Origin of the sequence: Propionivibrio soli (genome assembly GCF_025770765.1) — a bacterium.
Taxonomy (GTDB): Bacteria; Pseudomonadota; Gammaproteobacteria; order Burkholderiales; family Rhodocyclaceae; genus Propionivibrio; species Propionivibrio soli.
On sequence record NZ_JANZKY010000018.1, the window covers coordinates 1 to 21,781 of the forward strand.

Consider the following 21,781-nt stretch of genomic DNA (forward strand, 5'->3'; position numbering starts at 1 on the left):
CTGGAGAACGGGGACATCGTGCATTTCCGCCCCTCGGGCAATGCGCCGGAACTGCGCTGCTATGCCGAGTCGGGCTCGTCCGAGAAAGCCACCGCCCTCGTCCGCGACGGGCTTAGGCGGTTGGCAGAAAGAAAGGGCGGATAAGCAGGGCCTGCCTTCGCGGCGCACTGGCTCTCACGAAGCCCCAAATCAATCAAAAGCAAATGAGAGCGGAGGGCTGGCGGCTGGCCGAAACATGGAATCCTGCGATCGACGAGAACCAATGGGCTGGCCTCCTTGGTACCGCTGTCCGTGAAGTTGCAGCAAACATTCGCATTCTTTCCGCGAAACGTTTACCCTAGTTGGCATTCGTATAATATGCCGAGAGAGCAAGAATGCCGACCATCGGGGGTTTTATTAGACACTGTCTGATATTCTGTCCAAAAGCCCAACAAAAAGGGGCTGCGATTTCTCGCAACCCCTTGAATTTTCTGGCTCCTCGACCTGGGCTCGAACCAGGGACCTACGGATTAACAGTCCGGCGCTCTACCGACTGAGCTATCGAGGAACAACGAAGCGCGCATTCTAGACACTCGAAGACCTTTCGTCAACTTCGAATATCCATGGACGCAGAACTCATTTATGTAAAGACAGCCGCGGGTGAAGAAGCGGTTCAACAACGCACGCGCCTGATGCAGCGGAATGTGCGGATGATCCTGATTCTCGTCGACGGCCAATCCCCGGTTGGCGATCTTTGCTTAAAGACGGGCAATCCAGAACTCACTGAAAAAGCCTTGCGAGAGCTAGAGAAAGGCGGCTTTATCGCGCCCAAGATAGAACAGGACTCGTTGTGGGCGGAAAGCAAGAAAGTTGCACAAGAGATTCGAGCGGCAGCGGTCGAGAAGGCATCGCAAATCGGTTCGCTGGTGAAGAAAAAGGAGCATCGCCCATCGCCAATCAGCCAGCGATTGAAGACTGGATCGACGGGTGCCACCTTTACCGATTCAAAATTCGAATACTCCGAGCAGAGCGAAGCCCCTATGTCGCGCTTCTCGCTCCCGCCAGTGCCTTTTGGAAAAACCGAAACGAAGGGCCAACGAAAGGCTGTTCCTTCGCCAACGCCGGACAAGAATGTGCGAAAAGAGGCGCAACGAAAAACTGATCGTCCCGATGCGTCGCAGCGTTCAGTGCTTGAACGTCTGAAAGCTTGGTTTCCCAACACCAGCTTAATGGTTGAAGAACGCGTAAGGATAAGACCGATTCGTCGGGGCGAGCGCCGGGGCCAAGTTTCTTGGTTGTCGATTGCGATACGTGGAATGGCGGGGCTTGTTGCGCTTGCTGCTATCGCTTTATTCTTTTTCCCCTATAACTTGTATTTACCGGAGGTTGAAGCAGAACTGACGCGTCTGACCGGCAAGCCGTCTACGGTCCGTTCAATTCAAGTGACCTATCGACCGACTCTCGCAATTGCGTTAGGCGATGTAGTCATCGGTAATGGGCGAGGGGAACTGAAAGCTTCCGAACTCAGGGTGCAGTTGGCACTCGAAGACCTGAAAAGCTTGAAACCAGCATGGCACGAAGCTGTTTTGGGTGGCCTCACGTTGACACCAGATACCGTCGCCCAGATGCCGACAATCCTCGGAAATGTCGCGAAAACGACAACCGGCTTCAGAATGGACCAGGTTCGACTTGAGAAAGCTACTATTTCTTTCGCTGGATTGAGCATCCCCGGATTTGAAGGGGTGGCTGCGTTGAGGGATGGAGCAGAGGGGACGGTCTCGTTGCGAAGTGGCGATGGTGCCGTCGAACTCCGGCTGGTGCCTTCTGGGAACCGTCTTGAGGTTGAAATGGAGGCATTGGGATGGCGCCCTCTACCGGCAACGCCAGCGGCAATACTCGAATCTGTTAATGCTCGAGGGAAGATCGAATCAGGAGTCTTTGAGGCTACGGCGGTAGATGTCCGTGCGTTCGACGGAATGGCCAAAGGTAGTGTCGTGCTCGACGCCGCCAACGATGTACTTTCTGGCGATCTTTCATTTGAGAGGATCAACGCAGGGAAGTTGTCGACGGTGTTCGGCATCGGTGCGCCAGTATCCGGCGAACTCGCGGGCAAGGTACACTTTTCGGCCCCAGTTCAATCACGGGATAACTACCTTTCCAAAGTGGAGGCGGATGGTGACATTACCGTTCGCCGTGGCAGTATCCGGGGAATCGACTTGGCCGAGGCAGTACGACGGCTTTCCGCAGCGCCGGTTCAAGGAGGGGCTACAGGGTTTGAGCAACTCTCAGGGCGACTGAAGATTAGCAAAGGGTACAGCCGTTTGTCGGGTGTTGTCATCAATTCGGGGTTGGTGCAATCGATGGGTGCCATCGAAGTGGCTCGGGACCGAAACGTGTCGGGGAAACTGGAACTGCAAATGCGCGGGACGGCAAACCAGACACGGGTGCCTGTCGTCATTGGCGGATCTTTGGAAACGCCTTACGTCCAGGCAAAAGCTCATTAAGACAGGCGCGACGGCGGGTCTTACGAAAATGAAGAAGCCGGGCAATTGCCCGGCTTTTTTTCTTTCGCTGCCCAAAGACTACCGGGCGATGTTGATTGCAGGCTACAGGACCGCCGCGATAGCGTCGACCACGTAGTCGATATTCTTCGTGTTCAACGCCGCAACACAAATACGGCCGGTGCTAACGGCGTAAACACCGAATTCGCTTTGCATCCGAGCGACTTGCTCAGCCGAAAGACCCGTATAAGAGAACATTCCACGTTGTTTGGTCACAAAGCTGAAGTCCTGAGAGGTACCCACCGCTTTAAGTTTTTCGGCCAAGCTGTGCCGCATCGTGCGGATACGGTCGCGCATGCCGGCCAATTCTTGTTCCCACATTGCCCGCAGCTCTACGTCCGAGAGAACGGCCGCGACGATAGCTCCCCCGTGTGTTGGGGGATTGGAGTAATTGGTACGGACGATACGTTTGATTTGAGAGAGAACGCGGGCCGATTCGTCTTTGGAAGATGTAATGACGGACAACGCACCGACGCGCTCCCCATACATTGAAAACGATTTCGAGTAAGAGGTTGCGACGAAGAATTGCACGCCCGATTCAACAAAAAGTTTGAGTGCGACGGCATCTTTTGCGATGCTCTCCGCGAAGCCTTGGTAGGCCATATCAATGAATGCGACGAGCTTCCGTTCACGGATAATCCCGATGATCTCAGCCCATTGTGTCTCGGTAAGATCGGCGCCCGTGGGGTTATGGCAACAGGCATGCAGGACGACCACTGAGTCGGCAGGCAGAGCATTGAACTTCGCCTTCATCGCGTCGAAATTTACGCCGTGGGTCGGCTCGTCGTAGTAGGGGTAAACGTCTACTGTCAGGCCGGCGTTCTCAAAAACGCCTCGATGGTTCTCCCAGCTTGGATCACTGATATAAACCGTCGTATTGGGTAACAAGCGCTTGAGATAATCGGCACCGACTTTCAGAGCGCCGGTACCCCCCAGGGATTCCACTGTAACCACGCGTCCCTCGGAAAGGATCTGCGATCCTTCTCCGAAAAGCATTACTTGAACCGCCTTGTTGTACGCAGGCAGCCCATCGATTGGCTGGTATCCGCGAGCCGGTGCGGTTTCCACGCGTTTTTTCTCCGCGATCTTCACTGCGTTGAGAAGCGGGATTTTTCCGTTCTCATCGAAGTAGACGCCAACACCGAGATTGACTTTCGTCGGACGGGGGTCAGCGTTGAAAGCCTCTGTGAGGCCGAGAATCGGGTCGCGCGGAGCCATCTCCACGGAAGAGAAAATCGAGGATGTCATTTGGAGAATCACTTATTCCGGTGAGCGTTGCAGGGTTGTTGCGTGCGAGGGCACATGGTAAGTTGCTTGAGACTGGACTTGTACAACAACGCGCCATTCGTGCGCGAGTCGGCGTTTTGCCGCACAAATTCCTCAGGAATTCTAGCATGACAACTAATGCACTCCACCGGGAGCGTTCCGGATTCGTGACTTTTGACGGAAGCCCTTATCGTCTGTACCAGCCTTTTCCACCAGCGGGAGATCAGCCGGAAGCTATAGAGAAGCTGGTTGAGGGGCTCCAGGACGGCCTGTCATTCCAGACTCTGCTCGGAGTAACAGGGTCTGGCAAGACATACACGATGGCTAACGTGATTGCACGCACCGGCCGGCCCGCGTTGGTTCTCGCTCCAAACAAGACGTTGGCAGCTCAGCTTTACTCCGAATTCCGTGAGTTTCTTCCGGAGAACGCCGTCGAGTATTTCGTTTCGTACTACGACTACTACCAGCCTGAAGCTTATGTTCCTTCGCGGGACCTCTATATCGAGAAGGATTCGGCGATCAACGAACATATCGAGCAGATGCGGTTGTCGGCGACAAAAAGTCTGCTCGAGCGCCGCGATTGCGTAATTGTGGCCACGGTGTCTTGCATCTACGGCATCGGCGACCGGGATGAATACCACAAGATGATTTTGACCATGCGGGTCGGTGACCGGATGGGACAGCGAGACATCATCAAACGCCTCGCTGAAATGCAATACGAACGTAACGAGACCGATTTTCACCGAGGTACCTTTCGCGTCCGGGGCGACGTCATTGATGTGTTCCCGGCCGAGCATGCTGAGAACGCCATTCGCATTTCTCTGTTCGATGACGAGATCGATGGCTTGCAGCTTTTCGACCCGCTTACGGGGCATCTGAAAGCCAAGCTTGCCCGCTTTACCGTTTTTCCGTCGTCACATTACGTTACGCCGCGAGCAACGGTGGTCAGGGCGATCGAGGGAATCAAGGACGAGTTGCACCGGCGTATCGAGTTCTTCAACCAGGAAGGGCGCCTCGTTGAATCTCAACGCATCGAACAACGTACGCGCTTCGATCTTGAAATGCTCGATCAACTTGGCTTTTGCAAAGGCATCGAAAACTACTCCCGGCATTTATCCGGACGCCAACCCGGTGACCCACCACCCACGCTGATCGATTACCTTCCCGCTGACGCGTTGATGTTCGTCGACGAATCGCATGTGTCGATCCCGCAAGTCGGAGCAATGTACAAGGGAGACCGCTCACGGAAAGAAAACTTGGTGAACTACGGATTCCGTCTCCCGTCAGCACTCGACAACCGCCCGCTCAAGTTCGAGGAATACGAGGCCCTTGCTCGGCAGACCATTTTTGTGTCCGCAACACCGGCCGAATACGAAAGGACACATCAGGGGCAGGTCGTTGAGCAGGTGGTCCGTCCTACCGGACTCGTTGACCCGGAGATCATCGTCCGTCCGGCAGCTACGCAGATAGATGACCTTCTGTCGGAGATTCGTCGGCGGACGGCGAGCCAAGAGCGTACTCTAGTGACTACGCTGACCAAGCGCATGGCCGAAGAACTGACCGATTATCTTGGAGAAAACGGGGTTTCCGTGCGTTACCTCCACTCAGATATCGATACGGTCGAGCGTGTCGAGATTATTCGTGATCTCCGCTTGGGCCAGTTCGACGTCCTGGTAGGAATCAACTTACTGCGGGAGGGCCTCGATATACCGGAGGTATCGCTCGTTGCCATTCTCGACGCTGACAAGGAAGGTTTCCTCCGGTCCGAGCGGTCACTCATTCAGACTATCGGTCGTGCAGCACGTAACTTGAAGGGGACAGCGATTCTGTACGCTGACCAAGTCACCGACTCGATGCGGCGGGCGATTGCCGAAACCGGGCGGCGGCGGGAAAAACAGATGCACTACAACGAAACTCATGGCATTACGCCAATGGGTGTGAGCAAACGCATCAAGGACATCATCGATGGAGTTTATGACGCAGAGAATGCGCAACGCGAACTGAAAGCCGCGCAACAGCGTGCCGGTTACGAAACGATGACCGAAAAGCAGCTTACGCGCGAGGTCAAACGCCTCGAAAAACAGATGGCCGATTATGCCAAGAATCTTGAATTCGAGAAGGCAGCGGCGACGCGCGATGAGTTGTTCAAAGTCAAAGAGCAGTTGTTTGGAGCGACGAAACACGATGGCGACGCCTGAATGAAGAACCGCATTCAAACGATCACGGAAAACTAAACGGGGGCGCCGAAGCGCCCCCGTTTTAGTTAACCTTCTCTCTCCTAGTTCTCACTCCTGCCGGTTTGTTTCGACCATGACCAGGGGTTCCTGGGCGGCTGAAGCAGGGGCAGGACGGCGGCGGCGGGGGCGCGGCGCTTCTGCAGCCTGCACTTCCGGCTGCCATTCTTTCACTTTCTCACTACTTGTTTCCACCATGACGAGACCACTTGCTGATAGTGCTTCGTCGATCTGCGTGACGCCTTCAGCGATTTCCAGTGTGGAGGAGGCAGTTTCCGTTTGAACTGGTGCGGGGAGTTCTTCCTCCGCCCCCTTCGCAGAACTCGCGAAAGGAAGCTCCACTTGCTTCTCGATCACGGGACTCTTCGGTTCGTCCGTTCCGATCATCGCCGGCGTTTGTTCCTCTTCGGCAGGCTCAGTAACGCTAGTCACATCTTCGCGCCTTACTGCGGCAATCGCTGTCGCGGCTTCGGTGCTTGCAGGTGCATGGTCGGCGATCGTTTCCAGAGACTCTTGCGGCGCTGTTACGGGAGACGCCACTTCCTGAGCAAGCGGGGCCGTCGGGCGTTGGGCTTCGTCTGGCACAGCGGCGCTCTCTGCTTTAGCTATTTCGGACTCGCTCTCGACCTTCACTTGATGCTCAGGCACATCTCCGGTTTGCTCTCCACGATCGCGCCGGCCGCCGCGGCGGCCGCGACGACGCGAGCCCCCCATCTGGTTACTTTCCTTATTGTCCTCAAGGCTGCGTCCGTTGTTCGGGACTTCCGCCATCTGAGGATTTGCCGCCGGTTTTGCATCTGCTTGAGCGACCGGCGCTGCCTGTTCCTTTCGTTCGCCTCGGTTCTCGTTGCGGCGACGGGGTTCCCGCGTCTCTTTGGGTTCACGGGGCTTGCTATTCTCGTCGCGTTGCTGAGTAGAAGCGGAGCGTGCCACGTCTCGAGTTGAGTCGCGCCCGCTTCTCTGATCACGTGTTTCACGCTCTTCGTCCCGGCGGTTGTTCCGTCCGCCCCGGCGTCCATCACGCGGCCCGTTGGGACGCGGTTTGACTTCAGCTCTTGGAATTGCCGGCGCCGGCGTTTCCGTACGGAACCACGAGAGAATCTTGGCGAAAAAGCCTTGACCAGCGTTCTCTGGGGTATTTTTTGACCGCTCTGCGACAACGGGCGCCGGCTGCGCTGGCGTAATACCTTTAATCGCAGCTTCCTGACGCGGTGGCTTGCTCTCCGCCATTTGCGTGGCTTGCTTCTGTGTTTCGTCCGCTGGTACTTCCACCATCTTGTACGACGGCTGCTGCAGATCGTCCTGGTTCAGTTCCTCGTGCCGCAGGCGAGTGATGCTGTGTTGGGGCGTTTCGAGATGGATGTTCGGGATGAGCAGAACGTTGACCTTGTGGCGTAACTCGATCGCCTGAATATCCTGACGCTTTTCATTGAGCAGAAACGTTGCCACATCAACCGGGACCTGTGTATGGACGGCGGCCGTATTGTCCTTCATCGCCTCTTCTTCGAGGATGCGAAGGATGTGCAGAGCCGCGGATTCAGCACTCCGGATATGGCCAGTACCGGAACAACGGGGGCAGGGTATGTAGCTCGTTTCGGCGAGAGCGGGACGTAGGCGTTGTCGGGACAATTCCATCAGCCCGAAGCGACTGATCTTCCCGGTTTGAACGCGCGCCCGGTCGAGGCGCAATCCTTCGCGCAGGCGGTTCTCGACTTCGCGCTGGTTGCGCTGACTCTCCATGTCGATGAAGTCGATGATGATGAGTCCACCTAGGTCACGCAGGCGCAACTGTCGGGCGATTTCCTCGGCTGCCTCGAGGTTTGTCTTGAAGGCGGTTTCTTCGATATCGGCACCTCGCGTTGACCGGCCGGAGTTGACGTCAACCGAAACCAGGGCTTCGGTATGGTCGATGACGATCGCACCGCCGGAAGGCAGGCTGACCTGCCGCGAATAGGCCGACTCGATCTGATGTTCGATCTGGAAGCGCGAGAACAGCGGAACGTCGTCGCGATACCGTTTGATCCGATTGACGGTTGCCGGCATGACGTGCGCCATGAACTGCCGCGCTTGATCGAAGACTTCGTCGGTGTCGATCAAGATTTCGCCAATGTCGGGCTGAAAATAATCGCGGATCGCACGGATAACGAGGCTGCCTTCCTGATAAATCAAGAAGGCGCCTTTTTGCTGATTAGCTGCGCCGTCGATGGCTTTCCAGAGCTGAATGAGGTAGTTGAGGTCCCATTGCAGTTCTTCCGCGCTGCGACCGATCGCCGCCGTCCGCGCGATCAAGCTCATGCCCGGGGGCACCTGAAGCTGATCCATGACATCCCGCAGTTCACTGCGCTCGTCGCCTTCGACGCGTCGTGAAACGCCACCCCCTCGAGGGTTGTTGGGCATCAGAACGAGGTACCGACCAGCTAGGCTTATGAAGGTAGTTAGGGCGGCGCCTTTGTTTCCGCGCTCGTCCTTGTCTACCTGCACAATCAATTCCTGGCCTTCGCGCAGTGCTTCTTTGATGGTCGCGCGATTGGCTTCAACCCCAGGTTGGAAATAGGAGCGGGAGATTTCCTTGAAGGGAAGGAAACCGTGACGTTCCGAGCCGTAGTCGACAAAAGCAGCTTCTAAACTCGGTTCTATCCGAGTAATGACCGCTTTGTAGATATTGCTCTTTTTTTGTTCTTTGGACGCCGATTCAATGTCGAGATCAACCAGCTTTTGACCATCGACAATGGCGACACGCAATTCCTCGGCCTGTGTCGCATTAAACAACATTCGTTTCATAAAACGGGCTCCCACGCGCGAATACGGGGGGAGCGCCTTGTGCAGGCAGCGACCGATTAGTTTTGGGAAAACTACATGGATTCCGCTATTGCAACTAATGTGAAATTATTCGCTGAGTCTTTTTCTTCGACCCTTGGAAAGCAAGGGCCGGGAATCTGCTTGGGGCGATCCGGACGTGCTTGGCGCGTGCAAATCAAGTAGTATCGCTACTTTTGGTGAGCGTACTTAACCAGGTGATTTGCGCTGTTTGATCTTGCACAGGTTGGTGCAAGCGAGGCGGCTGGTGCCTGCCGGAAATTGCGTTGCCAATATAAACGGCGCCGCTCGACGGTCTCACGGGTCAGCGCCTCTTTCAAGCCGAGACGCAAATCAAAATCAGTATATTCAAAATGGCCGAAGTAAGCAAAGATTCTGTTACTCAGGCCACGATTACCGAATACGAGGATGGACAGCGGCTCGACAACTTCCTGCTGAAGTTGTGTAAGGGTGTCCCCAAAAGCCACGTCTACCGAATTATCCGCAGTGGCGAAGTCCGGGTTAATGGGAAACGGGGGCAAGCGGCCTATCGTTTGTGTACGGACGATGTGGTTCGTATCCCTCCTGTACGCATCGCGGTTCGGGAGGCTGAAATCGTCGCCGGCGCCGAACTCAAGTCCGAACTGCCGATCGTTTATGAAGATGACGCGATGCTCGTGGTCGATAAGCCTGCAGGTATTGCTGTTCACGGCGGGAGCGGCGTGAGTTTTGGCGTGATTGAAGCGCTTCGGCGCCAGCGCCCTCATGCGCGCTTCCTTGAACTGGCTCATCGCCTCGATCGCGAAACGTCGGGACTCTTGTTGGTCGGCAAGAAGCGCTCCGCGCTTGTGGCCTTGCATGACATGTTTCGCGGCACCGTGAGCAGAGGGGCGAGCAGGGGCAAGGAGGTCGACAAACGATATCTGCTGCTGGTCAGCGGCCGGTGGCCTGATCCGGTCCGACACGTAAAACTTCCTCTGTACAAATACCTGAACGAATCAGGCGAGCGCCGCGTACGTGTTTCCGAAGAAGGTAAAGAATCGCATACGGTATTTCGCCTTCAAGCGCGCTGGGAACGCTTCAGCCTTCTCGAGGCCGAACTGATTTCCGGCCGCACCCATCAGATCCGGGTTCATTGCGCACACCTCGGCTTTCCGATCGTCGGCGATGAAAAATACGGCGATTTCGCCCTCAATAAGGCCATCGCCAAGGAGGGGCTGAAACGGATGTTTCTACACGCCAGAAGAATGGTGTTGCCACATCCGCTCAGTGGCGATCCTCTAGCTCTAGAGGCGAAGTTGCCGGATGCGCTTCATTCATTTCTACTGAGAATCGATTCGCGAGAAAAGCGAGACTATGGCGAGAAAGTTTGACCTATTGGTTTTCGATTGGGACGGTACGCTTTGCGACTCGGTTGCGGCGATCGTTGAAGCGGTGCAAGCAGCCTGCAGGGATCTTAGTATTGAGGAACCAAGCGACTACCACGCGCGTCAAGTGATAGGGCTCGGTCTGGCTGACGCGCTGCGGCATTCTGCTCCGAATCTCGACGAAGACCGGTTTCCTGAGATGGTAGAGCGCTACCGGTTTCATTACCTCTCACAAGATCATCGCCTTCGTTTGTTTGACGGCGTCCCAGAACTACTCCACGAGATGACGTCGGCGGGATTTACCTTGGCAATTGCTACGGGGAAAAGCCGATTGGGATTAAACAGAGCATTGGCAAATCCGGGGCTCGGGGCGTTCTTCTCGGCGACGCGGTGTGCGGACGAGTGTTTTTCGAAGCCTCATCCGCAAATGCTGCAGGAACTGATGGAAGAGTTTGATGTACCGCCGGAGCGAACGTTAATGATCGGCGACACGACCCACGATCTTCTAATGGCGAAGAATGCAGGGGTCGCCAGTCTCGCGGTTAGCTATGGGGCTCATGCAGCAGAAGTTCTCGAAACGTTAGCGCCGCTCGCATGTCTTAGCGCCGTTAGCGAGGTTAGGTGCTGGCTTAAGTCAAATGCTTAAACGCTGATTGGACGCTATACTGTCTTGCTTTATGCATGTGGCGGCTAGGCGTCCGGCGTTAGTTGCGGAGAGCGAGGTGACTTGCTTGTCCGTTAACGGTGACCCAGCATGCAACCTTCTCTTCACCTCTGATCTCTATACTGAGTAAAGCTACTGTGGAAATACGTGAAAACGATCCGGGTTGGGAACGGCAACTTCTGGAGAAAATTGCGCTTGCCTCGCTAAAGGAGCAGCGGGCGAGAAGGCGGTGGGGCATTTTCTTCAAGCTCGCTATCCTTGCTTATCTCGTGGCCACCCTATTCTTGGTCGTGGATTGGGGAGGATCGGAAAAGCTGGTTGACGGTAAGCACACAGCACTGATCAACATTCGTGGAACGATTGAGGCGACCGGGGACGCGAGCGCGGAAAAAATTAATGGTGCCTTACAGTCTGCATTCGAGGACAAGGGAACCGCTGGAGTTATCTTGCGCATAAACAGCCCGGGTGGCAGCCCCGTGCAATCGGGGATTGTCTACGACGAAATCCGGAGGCTGCGCGCGAAGTACGTTGATATACCGCTGTATGTAGTGGTCGAAGATGTCTGCGCATCTGGTGGTTACTACATCGCCTCTGCGGGAGACAAGATTTTCGTGGATAAGGCTAGCATCGTCGGTTCAATCGGCGTGCTGATGGATGGGTTCGGTTTTACCGAGGCGATGCAGAAGATTGGTGTGGAGCGGCGGCTCCTCACTGCAGGGGCGAATAAAGGCTTTCTCGACCCGTTTTCGCCGCAGGATGAGAAGCAGAAAGAGCATGCCAAGATACTACTCGGAGAAATTCATAATCAATTCATCGAGGTAGTCCGCAAAGGGCGCGGGGGCAGACTCAAGGAGACTCCGGAGATGTTCTCCGGCCTGATGTGGACCGGTAGCCAGAGCATTGCAATGGGATTGGCTGACGACTTCGGTACGGTAGACTCAGTCGCGCGCGACCAGATCAAGGCGGAGAATATTCTCGATTACTCGGTGAAAGAGAATATCGCCGAAAGGGTAGCCAAGCGACTTGGGGCTGAAGTGCTGACCGATGTGGTCTTTCGCTTGTTCGGCGCTGAACGGCCCATGCTTCGGTGATGACCTAATCCCTGAAGGGAGTTCTAGGCCGCCTGGAACAGGAAAACCGTTGGCCGCCGATCTATTTCAGGCCGTGTGCGGTTGCGCCAGATGGACGCGGTTGCGGTAACGATACGCTCCGTATCCAGCGTAAGGTCCGTGGCGATGCAGATCATCGTATCCGGGGCGCAAATGCGAATCAATGCCTCGAAAAGCTGCCGGTTGCGGTAGGGGGTTTCGATGAATACTTGGGTTGTTTTTCCCGTTCGGGATAAATGTTCAAGTTCGCGGATTCGCTTCTGGCGCAACTCGTCTTTGACTGGCAGATAGCCGTGAAAAGCGAAGCTTTGTCCGGATAACCCCGAGGCCATCAGGGCAAGGAGGATCGACGACGGACCGACCATTGGTACGACATCGATACCTTCTTGATGGGCCAACGCGACGAGATTCTTCCCCGGGTCAGCTACGGCGGGGCAACCGGCCTCTGAGATCAGCCCAACATCATGCCCGTTTCTTGCCGGCGCGAGCAGCGTATCGAGTTCCTCTTCTAGCGTATGTTCGTTGAGTTCGCGAATATCGATTTGTTGCAGGGGAAGTGTGCAACCGATAGATTTGAGGAACGCGCGGGCCGATTTCGCGTTTTCGGCGACGAAGTGCCCCAGCTGCTTGGCGCGCGAAATCACCGCGTCGGGAAGGACCGAGGGGATAGGTCCCAACCCCAGTGGTACGGGGATCAAATAGAGTTTTCCTGTCCTCATATGGGGCCAGGGGGGTTACGAGGATGCCAAAGGGTTGATCCCTTCGAGGCGAAGCATGTCGCAGAGGGCGATGAGGGGGAGGCCAATAAGCGCGTTGGGATCTTCCCCCACCATTCTGGAAACCAAGGCGATCCCAAGTCCCTCGGATTTTGCACTACCGGCACAATTATATGGGCGCTCCTTACAGAGGTATTCCTCGATTTCCTGTTCCGATAGCTGGCGAAACGTGACGTCCGTGCCAACTCCAGCCACATGGGATCTGCCGGTCTGTGCATTAAGCAGGCACAGCCCCGTAAAGAACCTGATCGTCCGTCCTCGTAACGCGCGCAACTGCTCCACCGCTTTGTCGTGAGACCCGGGTTTGCCAAACAACTCACTACCACAGTAAGCGACTTGGTCGCTTCCAATGACCAAGGCCGAAGGGAAACGATCTGCTACTGCGCGTGCTTTGGCTTCGGACAAACGCAGAGCGGCATTTTCAGGCGATTCGCCTGGCTGTATCGTTTCGTCGATTCCGGGCTCTGCTGTCTCAAAAGGAAGACCTAGGCGGGAAAGCAGTTCATGTCGATAAGGCGAAGTAGAGGCGAGGACGATTTGAGGTAGCTGCATGACAAAGGGATTGTTGGGTTGCTTTTTTCCGGAGGCTCAACGAAATAACATGTTGTGCCGAGTAGAAAGCCTGTTTTGACTTCGAAGGGCAAAAATAATATCATGCGCGCCTTATGTCGCAACGGGTGGTTATCGACAGTTCCGCTTTTGCACGTGAAAGCGCTTCGCTGGAAGGTGAAGTTGCGGTTGCGGACCTCGCCCGGCTTCTCGATATGCTGACCAATAACAAGGGCAGCTTGAAGTACCGGATCGATGGAGGCTTGGGGTCGCATAACCGGCCACAGTTGACGGTGAAAGTGGACGGAGCGCTGTCTCTTCGCTGCCAGCGCTGCCTTGAGGGAATCGGCTATCCGGTTAAGCTGCGTAGCGTTCTCGAGTTTGTCGATAACGAAGAAGACTTGACGCAGGAGGAAATCGAAGACGATTCAAGAGACTTCCTCCAGGCGCAGAGTGAGTTGGATGTTGTTGATTTGATCGAAGATGAGATCATCCTCGATCTGCCTTCAGCGCCGCGCCACGAAAATTGTGCTTTGCCAGAGATTGAGCAGGAACAAAAAGCAGAATCGCCTTTTGCATTGCTCAAGAATTTGAAGAGCAAAGCGTAGTGAACATGATCTAGGAGCAACAATTATGGCCGTTCAACAGAACAAGAAATCGCCGTCCAAGCGCGGTATGCACCGTTCGCACGACGCTTTGACCAACCCGCCGCTGGCTGTTGAGCCCACCACCGGCGAAGTGCATCTACGTCATCATGTGAGCCCCTCGGGCTACTACCGTGGCAAGAAGGTTGCCAAGGGTTCAGCCGAATAGGATTTAGAGAGCAGGCAGGTCGATTCCCTGTTGGGAATTGCCTGCCTTTTCTTTTGCCTTTTTTCCGATGACTGTCACCGTAGCGGTCGACTGCATGGGGGGGGATCACGGTCCGGAAGTGACCGTGCGCGCCGCCTTGGATTTTATCGCCCGGCATGGCGACGTTCGCGTTATCCTCGTCGGCCTTGACGAAAAGATACGCCCGTACCTCGCGGGGGCGGGGAATCCAAGAGTCGCTGTTCGTCATGCAAGCGAGGTCGTCGCGATGGACGAGTCGCCGGCGTTGGCTATCCGCAACAAGAAGGATTCTTCGATGCGCGTGGCCATCGATCTCGTCAAGAATGGAGAGGCGGATGCCTGCGTGTCGGCCGGCAATACTGGCGCTCTAATGGCGATTTCGCGGTTTGTTCTCAAAACACTCCCCGGAATCGACCGCCCGGCTATCTGTGGCATTCTGCCGACGTTACGGGGGCACGTACACGTTCTCGATCTGGGTGCTAACGTCGATTGCACGCCTGAGCATTTACTCCAGTTCGGCATTATGGGAGCGTCGCTCGTTGGTGCCATTGAACACCGGGAAAAGCCGTCCGTCGGGATACTGAATATCGGCGAGGAAGACATCAAAGGCAATGATGTCGTGAAACGAGCCGCCGAACTGATGAAGGATTCCGGCCTCAATTTCATCGGAAATGTTGAAGGCGATGGAGTCTACAAAGGCGAAGCCGACGTGATTGTGTGTGATGGTTTCGTCGGTAATGTTGCATTGAAGACCTCTGAAGGGTTGGCCCAGATGCTCGCGACTTTCTTGCGCCAGGAATATGGGAGAAACCTCTTCGCTAAACTCGCAGCGCTGGTGTCGCTACCTGTGTTGAAGCGTTTCAAGAAACGTGTAGATCACAGGCGATACAATGGCGCAAGTCTGCTTGGGCTGAAGGGTATCGTCGTCAAAAGCCACGGTTCGGCCGACGCATTTTCTTTTGCCAACGCGCTGGAGCGGGCCGCGGATACGGTGAGAAGCGGAGTGCAGGACCGCATCACCGAACGCGTGGCCCGGCAGCACCCCATTCAGGAGACCGCATAATATGTATGCTCGCATCGCAGGCGTTGGGAGTTTTTTGCCAGGGCAACCCGTAAGCAACGAGGATCTTGTACGACGGGGGGTGGACACCAACGATGACTGGATTATCACACGCACCGGAATTAGGGCTCGGCATCTGGCCGACGAAGGTTGCACTTCGAGCTATCTCGGTTATGAAGCCGCCAAGCGAGCCCTTGACTCTGCCGATGTCGAAGCAGCGGATCTTGATCTCATCATCGTCGCAACATCAACACCCGATTTCATTTTTCCAAGTACCGCCTGCTTGATACAGGAAAAGCTGGGGAATCGTGGTGCGATGGCCTTTGATATTCAGGCGGTTTGCAGTGGCTTCGTTTATGCCCTAGGTGTCGCTGACAAGTTCATCCGTTCCGGCAGCCATCGAAAAGCGCTGGTCATTGGCGCAGAAGTGTTCTCCCGCATCCTGGATTGGGAAGACAGAGCAACGTGCGTGCTATTCGGCGATGGCGCTGGTGCTGTTGTGCTTGAAGCTTCCGAAAGGCCAGGGATATTGGCAACAGCCGCGCATGCGGATGGCTCCTATAACCGGATTCTATCGGTCCCTGGTAGTGTCTGCGGTGGAAAAGTCATTGGTGATCCGTTCCTCAGGATGGACGGACAGGCGGTATTCAAGTTCGCGGTCAAAGTGCTTTCTGAAGTAGCCACCGAGTGTTGCGCCATTGCGGAAATCGCCTCTTCCAAGATAGATTGGCTAATTCCGCATCAAGCCAACATTCGAATCATCGAGTCCACGGCGAAGAAGCTTGGGCTCGTTATGGATAAAGTTGTTGTTACCGTGGAAAAACACGGAAACACGTCCGCTGCGTCGATTCCGCTGGCGTTGGATGCGGCTATACAGGACGGCCGCTTGCAACGAGGCCAGAAGATTATGCTTGAAGGCGTCGGGGGAGGGTTTACCTGGGGCGCTGTCCTGGCCGAGTACTAGCAAAGGGGAGTAATCATGACGTTTGCTTTCGTTTTTCCAGGGCAAGGGTCCCAGTCGGTGGGAATGATGTCCGCATATGGCGATTCAGCGGTTATCCGTTCGACGTTCGCTGAAGCATCCGATACGCTCGGCCAGGACCTCTGGCAACTGATGATCGACGGTCCGTCTGAGGCTCTTGCTCAAACCGTTAATACGCAGCCGTTGATGCTGACTGCTGGTGTGGCCGTGTACCGTCTCTGGCTTGATAAAGGAGGAAGGGTTCCGTCCGTTGTTGCCGGGCACAGCCTTGGCGAGTATTCCGCTCTGGTAGCGGCGGGAGTGATCGCGTTCAAGGACGCTGTGCCTCTAGTCAGGCTGCGTGCTACGGCAATGCAGGAAGCCGTGCCGGCGGGAGCCGGCGCGATGGCAGCTATTCTGAATTTGGATGACGACAAGATCCGGGAAGCCTGTGTTGAAGCGATTGCGGAAGTCGGTGCCGACAGCGTCGTCGAACCGGTAAATTTCAACGGTCCGGGGCAGACGGTAATCGCGGGAAGCAAGGCTGCTGTGGAAAAGGCATGCGAAGGCTGCAAAGCGCGAGGTGCCAAGCGGGCGGTACTTCTCCCTGTATCGGCTCCGTTTCACTCCTCATTGATTCGCCCGGCAGCCGAGAAATTGGCGGACCGCTTGGCGACTTTGGAGTTTGCTGTTCCGAAAATCACGGTCGTGAACAACGTAGATGTGGCTGTTGAATCGTCTCCAGAAAGAATTAAGGATGCCCTTATTCGTCAGGCGTTTTCTCCGGTGCGGTGGGTTGAAACCATGCAGAAGATCGCGACGATGGGCGTAACAGCGGTGGCCGAATGTGGCCCCGGTAAAGTGTTGGCCGGCCTCACCAAGCGATGTGTCGAAAGCGTGAATGGCATCGCGCTGGCCGACTTAGCTTCCATCGAAGCCAATCTCAACCTGGAGTAATTTATGGTGCTACAAGGTCAAGTTGCGCTTGTGACAGGCGCAGCACAAGGTATCGGCTCGGCTGTTGCCCTTGTGCTCGGCCGTCAAGGTGCGACGGTTATCGGTACTGACATTAACGAAGCAGCCGCGCAACGAATCAGTTCGGCTCTCTCCGAGGCTGGCATCCCGGGACGTGGTTTGGTGATGGACGTCCGTGACCCCGAACAGATCGAGGCAGCGATTACCCGGATCGAAAAGGAGTATGGGGTTGTTTCCATCTTGGTGAACAACGCCGGAATTACGCGCGACAACCTTGCCATGCGGATGAAGGACGAGGAATGGGATGCCGTAATCGAGACGAACCTGAAATCCGTGTTCCGCATGTCTCGCGCGGTAATGAAGGGGATGATGAAGGCGCGTAGCGGCAGGATTATCAATATTACGTCCGTCGTTGGTCACGCAGGAAATCCCGGGCAAGTAAACTACTGCGCCTCGAAAGCAGGCGTGAGCGGGATGTCGCGTTCGTTGGCGCGGGAACTGGGGAGCAGGAACGTCACGGTAAATTGTGTCGCACCGGGATTTATCGACACCAGTATGACGAAAGTTCTGGAAGAAAAGCAGAAGGCGGCTCTTGTGGCCGGTATTCCGTTGGGACGCTTGGGCCAGCCAGAGGATATCGCAGCCGCCGTCGGCTTCCTTGCCTCTCCCGCTGCAGCCTACATTACCGGCGCCACAATCCACGTGAACGGCGGCATGCATATGGAGTAAATCCACAAGCTTAGAGATAGTGGGCGACGCGGACCGGTTCGCCCGCTCGTTTGGAAGGGACCGGTCATTTTGGTAGAATAGCGCGGCTTTGTTTCACACATGAACCTTGAGAAGGAGCATTTTGATGGAAAATATCGAACAACGCGTCAGGAAAATTGTCGCCGAGCAACTCGGCGTTAATGAAGCGGATATCAAGAACGAGTCCTCGTTCGTTGACGATCTTGGCGCGGATTCGTTGGATACGGTTGAACTGGTGATGGCGCTCGAAGAAGAATTCGAGTGCGAGATCCCGGACGATGAAGCCGAGAAAATCACCAACGTCCAGCAAGCGATCGATTACGTTGTAAACCACAAGAAATAGTCTTTCTCGCGGGATACCCGTGGGCGGCGGATAGTCATGCCGTCCGCGGAGTAAACACTCCCGTTTTTTCTTTCAATGCTTTCCCGTTTCCCCGGAGAAGAAATTGGCACGTCGTAGAGTCGTCATCACCGGCCTGGGAGTTATTTCCCCGGTCGGGAATACTGTCGAAGAAGCTTGGCAGAACATTCTTGCCGGACGTTCAGGTATCGATCGGATCACTCGGTTTGACGCGTCGTCGTTCCCAGTTCAGATCGCGGGCGAAGTCAAAGGGTTTGATGTGACCCAATACATCCCGGCGCGCGATGCGCGACGGATGGATACGTTCATCCACTACGGGATGGCGGCCGGGATTCAGGCGATCAAGGATGCAGGACTCGAGGCCCATCCGGCGAATGCCGATCGGATCGGGGTTTCGATCGGCTCAGGGATCGGCGGATTGCCGATGATCGAAGTGACGCGAGACGAGTTCGTTGCCTCTGGTGTTCGGAAAATTTCGCCGTTTTTCGTCCCTGGCTCGATTATCAACATGATCTCAGGCAACTTGTCGATCCTTTATGGGTACAAGGGGCCCAATATCGCTCTGGTCAGTGCCTGTTCGACCGGGACGCACAGTATTGGTGATGCCGCTCGCCTCATTGAATACGGCGACGCTGACATCATGGTTGCTGGAGGTGCGGAGTGTACGGTTTCTCCGTTGGGCTTGGGTGGTTTCTGCGCGGCGCGTGCGCTCTCGACTCGCAACGATGATCCTGCGACGGCAAGCCGTCCGTGGGACAAAGACCGGGATGGTTTTGTCCTCGGTGAAGGGGCTGGCGTGATGGTGCTGGAAGAGTACGACCATGCCAAAGCCCGGGGTGCGAAGATTTACGCTGAGCTTGCCGGGTTCGGAATGAGCGCTGACGCAAACCATATGACTGCACCGTGCGAAGATGGCGAGGGCGCTGCTCGCTGTATGACGAATGCCCTGAAGAACGCTGGTGTGGGTCCGGCTGACGTCCAGTATGTGAATGCACATGGTACGTCCACTCCGCTCGGTGATAAGGCTGAAACGATCGCAATCAAGCGGGCTTTTGGCGAACATGCCAAATCCTTGGTCGTTAATTCGACGAAATCGATGACGGGGCATCTTCTCGGCGCTGCGGGAGGTATTGAGGCTGTCTTCTCGGCTCTTGCGATTCAACAGCAGGTATCGCCGCCGACAATCAATATTTTTAATCAAGACGAGGAATGCGACCTCGATTATTGTGCGAATGAGGCTCGGAAGATGCGCATCGACGTTGCGATCTCCAATTCGTTCGGGTTCGGCGGAACGAACGCCACACTCGCCTTCAAACGGGTTTAGTAGCCCGCATCTCTGCTTCACGGAAGCGGGCGGTGCAGTTTCCAATCCGGATACAACTGCGCCGCTCCCGCCTTCTCCTCGCCAGCGTTACAGCCATGCACGGAGCAGCGGCGATTTGCCTCTTGGCTTTGCCGCTTCCGGTTACTCTGCGTTTCCTGCTTCTCATCTTGGTTTCGATTCCGACACTGTTTGTTTGGCGCCGCCCCTCAATAGCAGGTCTGCGCATAACAAGCGCGGAGTGTGCCGAGTGGATTCTCCAAGATGGTCAGGCTCTAGCGCTTACGGTTCTTCCTGAAACGTCGGCGACCCGTTATTGGGTTGCCCTGCGTGCCCGTATTGAGGACCGAAAACTGGTGGCAAGTGCAGCCTTGCTGCCCGATCAAATGACTTCAGCGGAGTTTCGGCAACTCCGAGTCTGGCTGCGATGGCACCGTGAAAAACGGCCGACAGCGAAAGTTGCCGCAGACTCTTAAAGGGGGCGCGGGAAATGCCGTCGGAGGACCGTGTTTTCAGGCGTGGGAAGCATTCCCGGATAATCGCGGCTGAAATGCAGGCCACGGCTCTCTCGGCGCTGCAAGGCGCAGCGAACGATAAGATCCGCTGTGACAACGAGATTGCGAAGTTCGATAAGATCGTGGCTGACCCGGAAGTTTGAGTAGTACTCGTCGATTTCCCGTGTCAGTAAGCGGATCCGATGCTGAGCTCGTTGCAGACGCTTGGTGGTGCGCACGATGCCGACGTAGTCCCACATGAAGCGTCGCAACTCGTCCCAGTTGTGGGAAATGACGATCTCCTCGTCGGGGTCCGAAACGCGACTCGCATCCCACTCGGGTAGATCCGGCAAGCTCATCGCCGGCTGCGCGAGGATGTCGTTCACTGCAGCTTCCGAGAACACGAGGCACTCGAGAAGAGAGTTGCTCGCCAATCGGTTTGCGCCATGCAACCCGGTACAGGACGCTTCTCCCGCCGCATAAAGACCCGGGATGTTCGTCCGGGCATGCAAGTCAGTCACGATTCCGCCGCAGGTATAGTGGGCCGCCGGTACGACAGGAATGGGCTGCCGGGTTATGTCAATGCCGAACTCCAGGCAGCGGCGAAGAATGTTTGGGAAATGCTCTTGCAGGAATTCGGCGGGCTTGTGCGAAATGTCGAGATAGACACAGTCAAGCCCCCGTTTCTTCATCTCGAAGTCAATCGCCCGGGCCACTACATCGCGTGGAGCAAGCTCGGCACGTGAGTCGTGTTCCGGCATGAATCGGGTCCCGTCCGGCAGCTTGAGAAGGCCACCTTCGCCGCGCACGGCTTCGGAAATAAGGAAGGATTTCGCTTGTGGATGGTACAGGCAGGTGGGATGAAACTGAATGAATTCCATGTTGGCTACACGACAACCTGCTCGCCACGCCATGGCAATGCCATCACCCGTTGAGGTATCGGGGCTGGTCGTGTACAGATAAACCTTGCCCGCGCCGCCAGTGGCGATAAGAGTGTGCGGAGCGCCAATAGTGACCACCTCTCCGCTGACGGTGTCCAAGGCATAGGCTCCATAGCAGCGCTTTGCTGCCAGTCCCAATTTGTCCCCTGTTATGAGGTCGATGGCGATATGGTCTTCGAGCACTGTGATGTTCGGTTCCTGCCGAACCTTGTTCGTCAACGTATCTTGGACGGCCATGCCCGTTGCGTCTGCAACGTGAATGATTCTTCGCGCGCTGTGACCGCCTTCGCGCGTCAAGTGGTACCCGCCTTCCTCGCGGGTGAAGGGAACGCCTTGTTCGATCAGCCATTCGATGGCTCGGCGCCCATTCTCGATGACAAAACGCGTTGCCTCAGGGCTATTCAGGAATGCTCCCGCGGTAATCGTGTCCCGAATATGGGCCTCGATCGAGTCTTGACTGTCCAGCACCGCCGCGATTCCCCCCTGCGCACGGCTGGAAGCACTCTCTTCAAGGCTGCGCTTGCTGATCAGGCCGACCTTATGGGTTTTTGCAAGTCGCAGAGCTGCCGATTGGCCTGCGAGCCCGCCGCCAATAACGAGAACGTCAAAACGAAGTGCCACGTCGGAGTCCCTGAAGTTGAGGCGGACTACTATATCACGCGCTTCCTGCCGAATTAAGCGCTGAGGAGCTGGTGATCCATCCCTTGGGAGCGTGAAGACCACGTGAATGCAAAGGTTATGCACGATCACGGCGTCGAAATTGCGGTTGCGTTATACTCTGTCGGTACG

At 55.8% G+C, this 21,781-nt stretch carries 20 protein-coding genes and 1 tRNA gene; 15 read left to right on the forward strand and 6 right to left on the reverse strand.

The window, feature by feature from the left end:
- The first annotated feature begins 15 nt into the window (after positions 1-15).
- Positions 16-144 (forward strand): hypothetical protein, encoded by a 129-nt coding sequence (locus NZ453_RS22240; protein WP_420851688.1) that lies wholly within the window; start codon positions 16-18, stop codon positions 142-144.
- 327 nt (positions 145-471) lie between these two features.
- Here the strand turns inward: NZ453_RS22240 and NZ453_RS19045 are convergent.
- A tRNA-Asn gene (locus NZ453_RS19045) sits at positions 472-547 on the reverse strand.
- 55 nt (positions 548-602) lie between these two features.
- Between NZ453_RS19045 and NZ453_RS19050 the strand changes: the two genes are divergently transcribed.
- The gene (locus tag NZ453_RS19050) at positions 603-2,483 is read left to right on the forward strand and encodes an AsmA family protein (protein WP_263772472.1); all 1,881 of its coding nucleotides are present in this window, start codon (positions 603-605) and stop codon (positions 2,481-2,483) included.
- Positions 2,484-2,585: 102 nt separating this feature from the next.
- Here NZ453_RS19050 and NZ453_RS19055 read toward each other — a convergent pair whose 3' ends face one another.
- A complete protein-coding gene (locus NZ453_RS19055) occupies positions 2,586-3,788 on the reverse strand; it encodes an amino acid aminotransferase (RefSeq protein WP_263772474.1) in 1,203 nt (400 codons plus the stop codon).
- A 146-nt stretch (positions 3,789-3,934) separates the two neighbouring features.
- On the opposite strand from NZ453_RS19055, the gene uvrB reads away from it, so the two are divergent.
- Positions 3,935-6,004 (forward strand): excinuclease ABC subunit UvrB, encoded by a 2,070-nt coding sequence (gene uvrB, locus NZ453_RS19060; RefSeq protein WP_263772475.1) that lies wholly within the window; start codon positions 3,935-3,937, stop codon positions 6,002-6,004.
- 87 nt (positions 6,005-6,091) lie between these two features.
- Here the strand turns inward: uvrB and NZ453_RS19065 are convergent, their stop codons facing one another.
- Positions 6,092-8,821 (reverse strand): Rne/Rng family ribonuclease, encoded by a 2,730-nt coding sequence (locus NZ453_RS19065; protein WP_263772476.1) that lies wholly within the window; start codon positions 8,819-8,821, stop codon positions 6,092-6,094.
- A 389-nt stretch (positions 8,822-9,210) separates the two neighbouring features.
- On the opposite strand from NZ453_RS19065, the gene NZ453_RS19070 reads away from it, so the two are divergent.
- The 3 genes from NZ453_RS19070 (at position 9,211) to NZ453_RS19080 (ending at position 11,958) form a co-directional block, all read left to right on the forward strand.
- A complete protein-coding gene (locus tag NZ453_RS19070; protein ID WP_263772477.1) occupies positions 9,211-10,209 on the forward strand; it encodes an RluA family pseudouridine synthase in 999 nt (332 codons plus the stop codon).
- On the forward strand, positions 10,193-10,849 hold the full coding sequence (locus NZ453_RS19075) for an HAD family hydrolase (protein ID WP_263772479.1): 657 nt from the start codon (positions 10,193-10,195) through the stop codon (positions 10,847-10,849). Before NZ453_RS19070 ends, NZ453_RS19075 begins: the two co-directional genes overlap by 17 nt.
- A 155-nt stretch (positions 10,850-11,004) precedes the next feature.
- Complete coding sequence (locus NZ453_RS19080; RefSeq protein ID WP_263772481.1) at positions 11,005-11,958, forward strand: S49 family peptidase; 954 nt, start codon at positions 11,005-11,007, stop codon at positions 11,956-11,958.
- Between the two features lie 23 nt (positions 11,959-11,981).
- Here NZ453_RS19080 and NZ453_RS19085 read toward each other — a convergent pair whose 3' ends face one another.
- Positions 11,982-12,674 carry an SAM-dependent methyltransferase gene (locus NZ453_RS19085; protein ID WP_338051192.1) on the reverse strand — a complete coding sequence of 231 codons (693 nt, stop codon included), beginning with the start codon at positions 12,672-12,674 and terminating at the stop codon, positions 11,982-11,984.
- A gap of 36 nt (positions 12,675-12,710) precedes the next feature.
- A complete protein-coding gene (locus tag NZ453_RS19090) occupies positions 12,711-13,304 on the reverse strand; it encodes a Maf family protein (RefSeq protein ID WP_263772485.1) in 594 nt (197 codons plus the stop codon).
- Positions 13,305-13,417: 113 nt separating this feature from the next.
- Between NZ453_RS19090 and NZ453_RS19095 the strand changes: the two genes are divergently transcribed.
- From NZ453_RS19095 to NZ453_RS22245, 9 genes are all read left to right on the forward strand, one after another.
- Positions 13,418-13,909, forward strand: coding sequence for a YceD family protein (locus tag NZ453_RS19095; RefSeq protein WP_263772487.1), 492 nt, complete (start codon positions 13,418-13,420; stop codon positions 13,907-13,909).
- 25 nt (positions 13,910-13,934) lie between these two features.
- The gene (gene rpmF / locus NZ453_RS19100) at positions 13,935-14,114 is read left to right on the forward strand and encodes a 50S ribosomal protein L32 (RefSeq protein WP_263772488.1); all 180 of its coding nucleotides are present in this window, start codon (positions 13,935-13,937) and stop codon (positions 14,112-14,114) included.
- A gap of 67 nt (positions 14,115-14,181) precedes the next feature.
- Positions 14,182-15,195, forward strand: a complete 1,014-nt coding sequence (gene plsX, locus NZ453_RS19105) for a phosphate acyltransferase PlsX (RefSeq protein WP_263772490.1) — start codon at positions 14,182-14,184, stop codon at positions 15,193-15,195.
- A 1-nt stretch (position 15,196) separates the two neighbouring features.
- The gene (locus NZ453_RS19110; protein ID WP_263772491.1) at positions 15,197-16,156 is read left to right on the forward strand and encodes a beta-ketoacyl-ACP synthase III; all 960 of its coding nucleotides are present in this window, start codon (positions 15,197-15,199) and stop codon (positions 16,154-16,156) included.
- A 15-nt stretch (positions 16,157-16,171) separates the two neighbouring features.
- The gene (gene fabD, locus NZ453_RS19115; RefSeq protein WP_275983294.1) at positions 16,172-17,110 is read left to right on the forward strand and encodes an ACP S-malonyltransferase; all 939 of its coding nucleotides are present in this window, start codon (positions 16,172-16,174) and stop codon (positions 17,108-17,110) included.
- Between the two features lie 3 nt (positions 17,111-17,113).
- Positions 17,114-17,857, forward strand: a complete 744-nt coding sequence (fabG, locus tag NZ453_RS19120) for a 3-oxoacyl-ACP reductase FabG (protein WP_263772492.1) — start codon at positions 17,114-17,116, stop codon at positions 17,855-17,857.
- A gap of 124 nt (positions 17,858-17,981) precedes the next feature.
- Positions 17,982-18,218 (forward strand): acyl carrier protein, encoded by a 237-nt coding sequence (acpP, locus tag NZ453_RS19125; protein WP_263772493.1) that lies wholly within the window; start codon positions 17,982-17,984, stop codon positions 18,216-18,218.
- A gap of 103 nt (positions 18,219-18,321) precedes the next feature.
- The gene (gene fabF / locus NZ453_RS19130; RefSeq protein WP_263772495.1) at positions 18,322-19,560 is read left to right on the forward strand and encodes a beta-ketoacyl-ACP synthase II; all 1,239 of its coding nucleotides are present in this window, start codon (positions 18,322-18,324) and stop codon (positions 19,558-19,560) included.
- 32 nt (positions 19,561-19,592) lie between these two features.
- Positions 19,593-20,033 carry a protein YgfX gene (locus NZ453_RS22245; RefSeq protein WP_420851687.1) on the forward strand — a complete coding sequence of 147 codons (441 nt, stop codon included), beginning with the start codon at positions 19,593-19,595 and terminating at the stop codon, positions 20,031-20,033.
- On the opposite strand, the gene nadB is transcribed toward NZ453_RS22245, so the two are convergent.
- Positions 20,030-21,613, reverse strand: coding sequence for an L-aspartate oxidase (gene nadB / locus NZ453_RS19135; protein WP_263772496.1), 1,584 nt, complete (start codon positions 21,611-21,613; stop codon positions 20,030-20,032). The two genes, NZ453_RS22245 and nadB, sit on opposite strands and share 4 nt — an antisense overlap.
- Between the last annotated feature and the right edge of the window lie 168 nt (positions 21,614-21,781).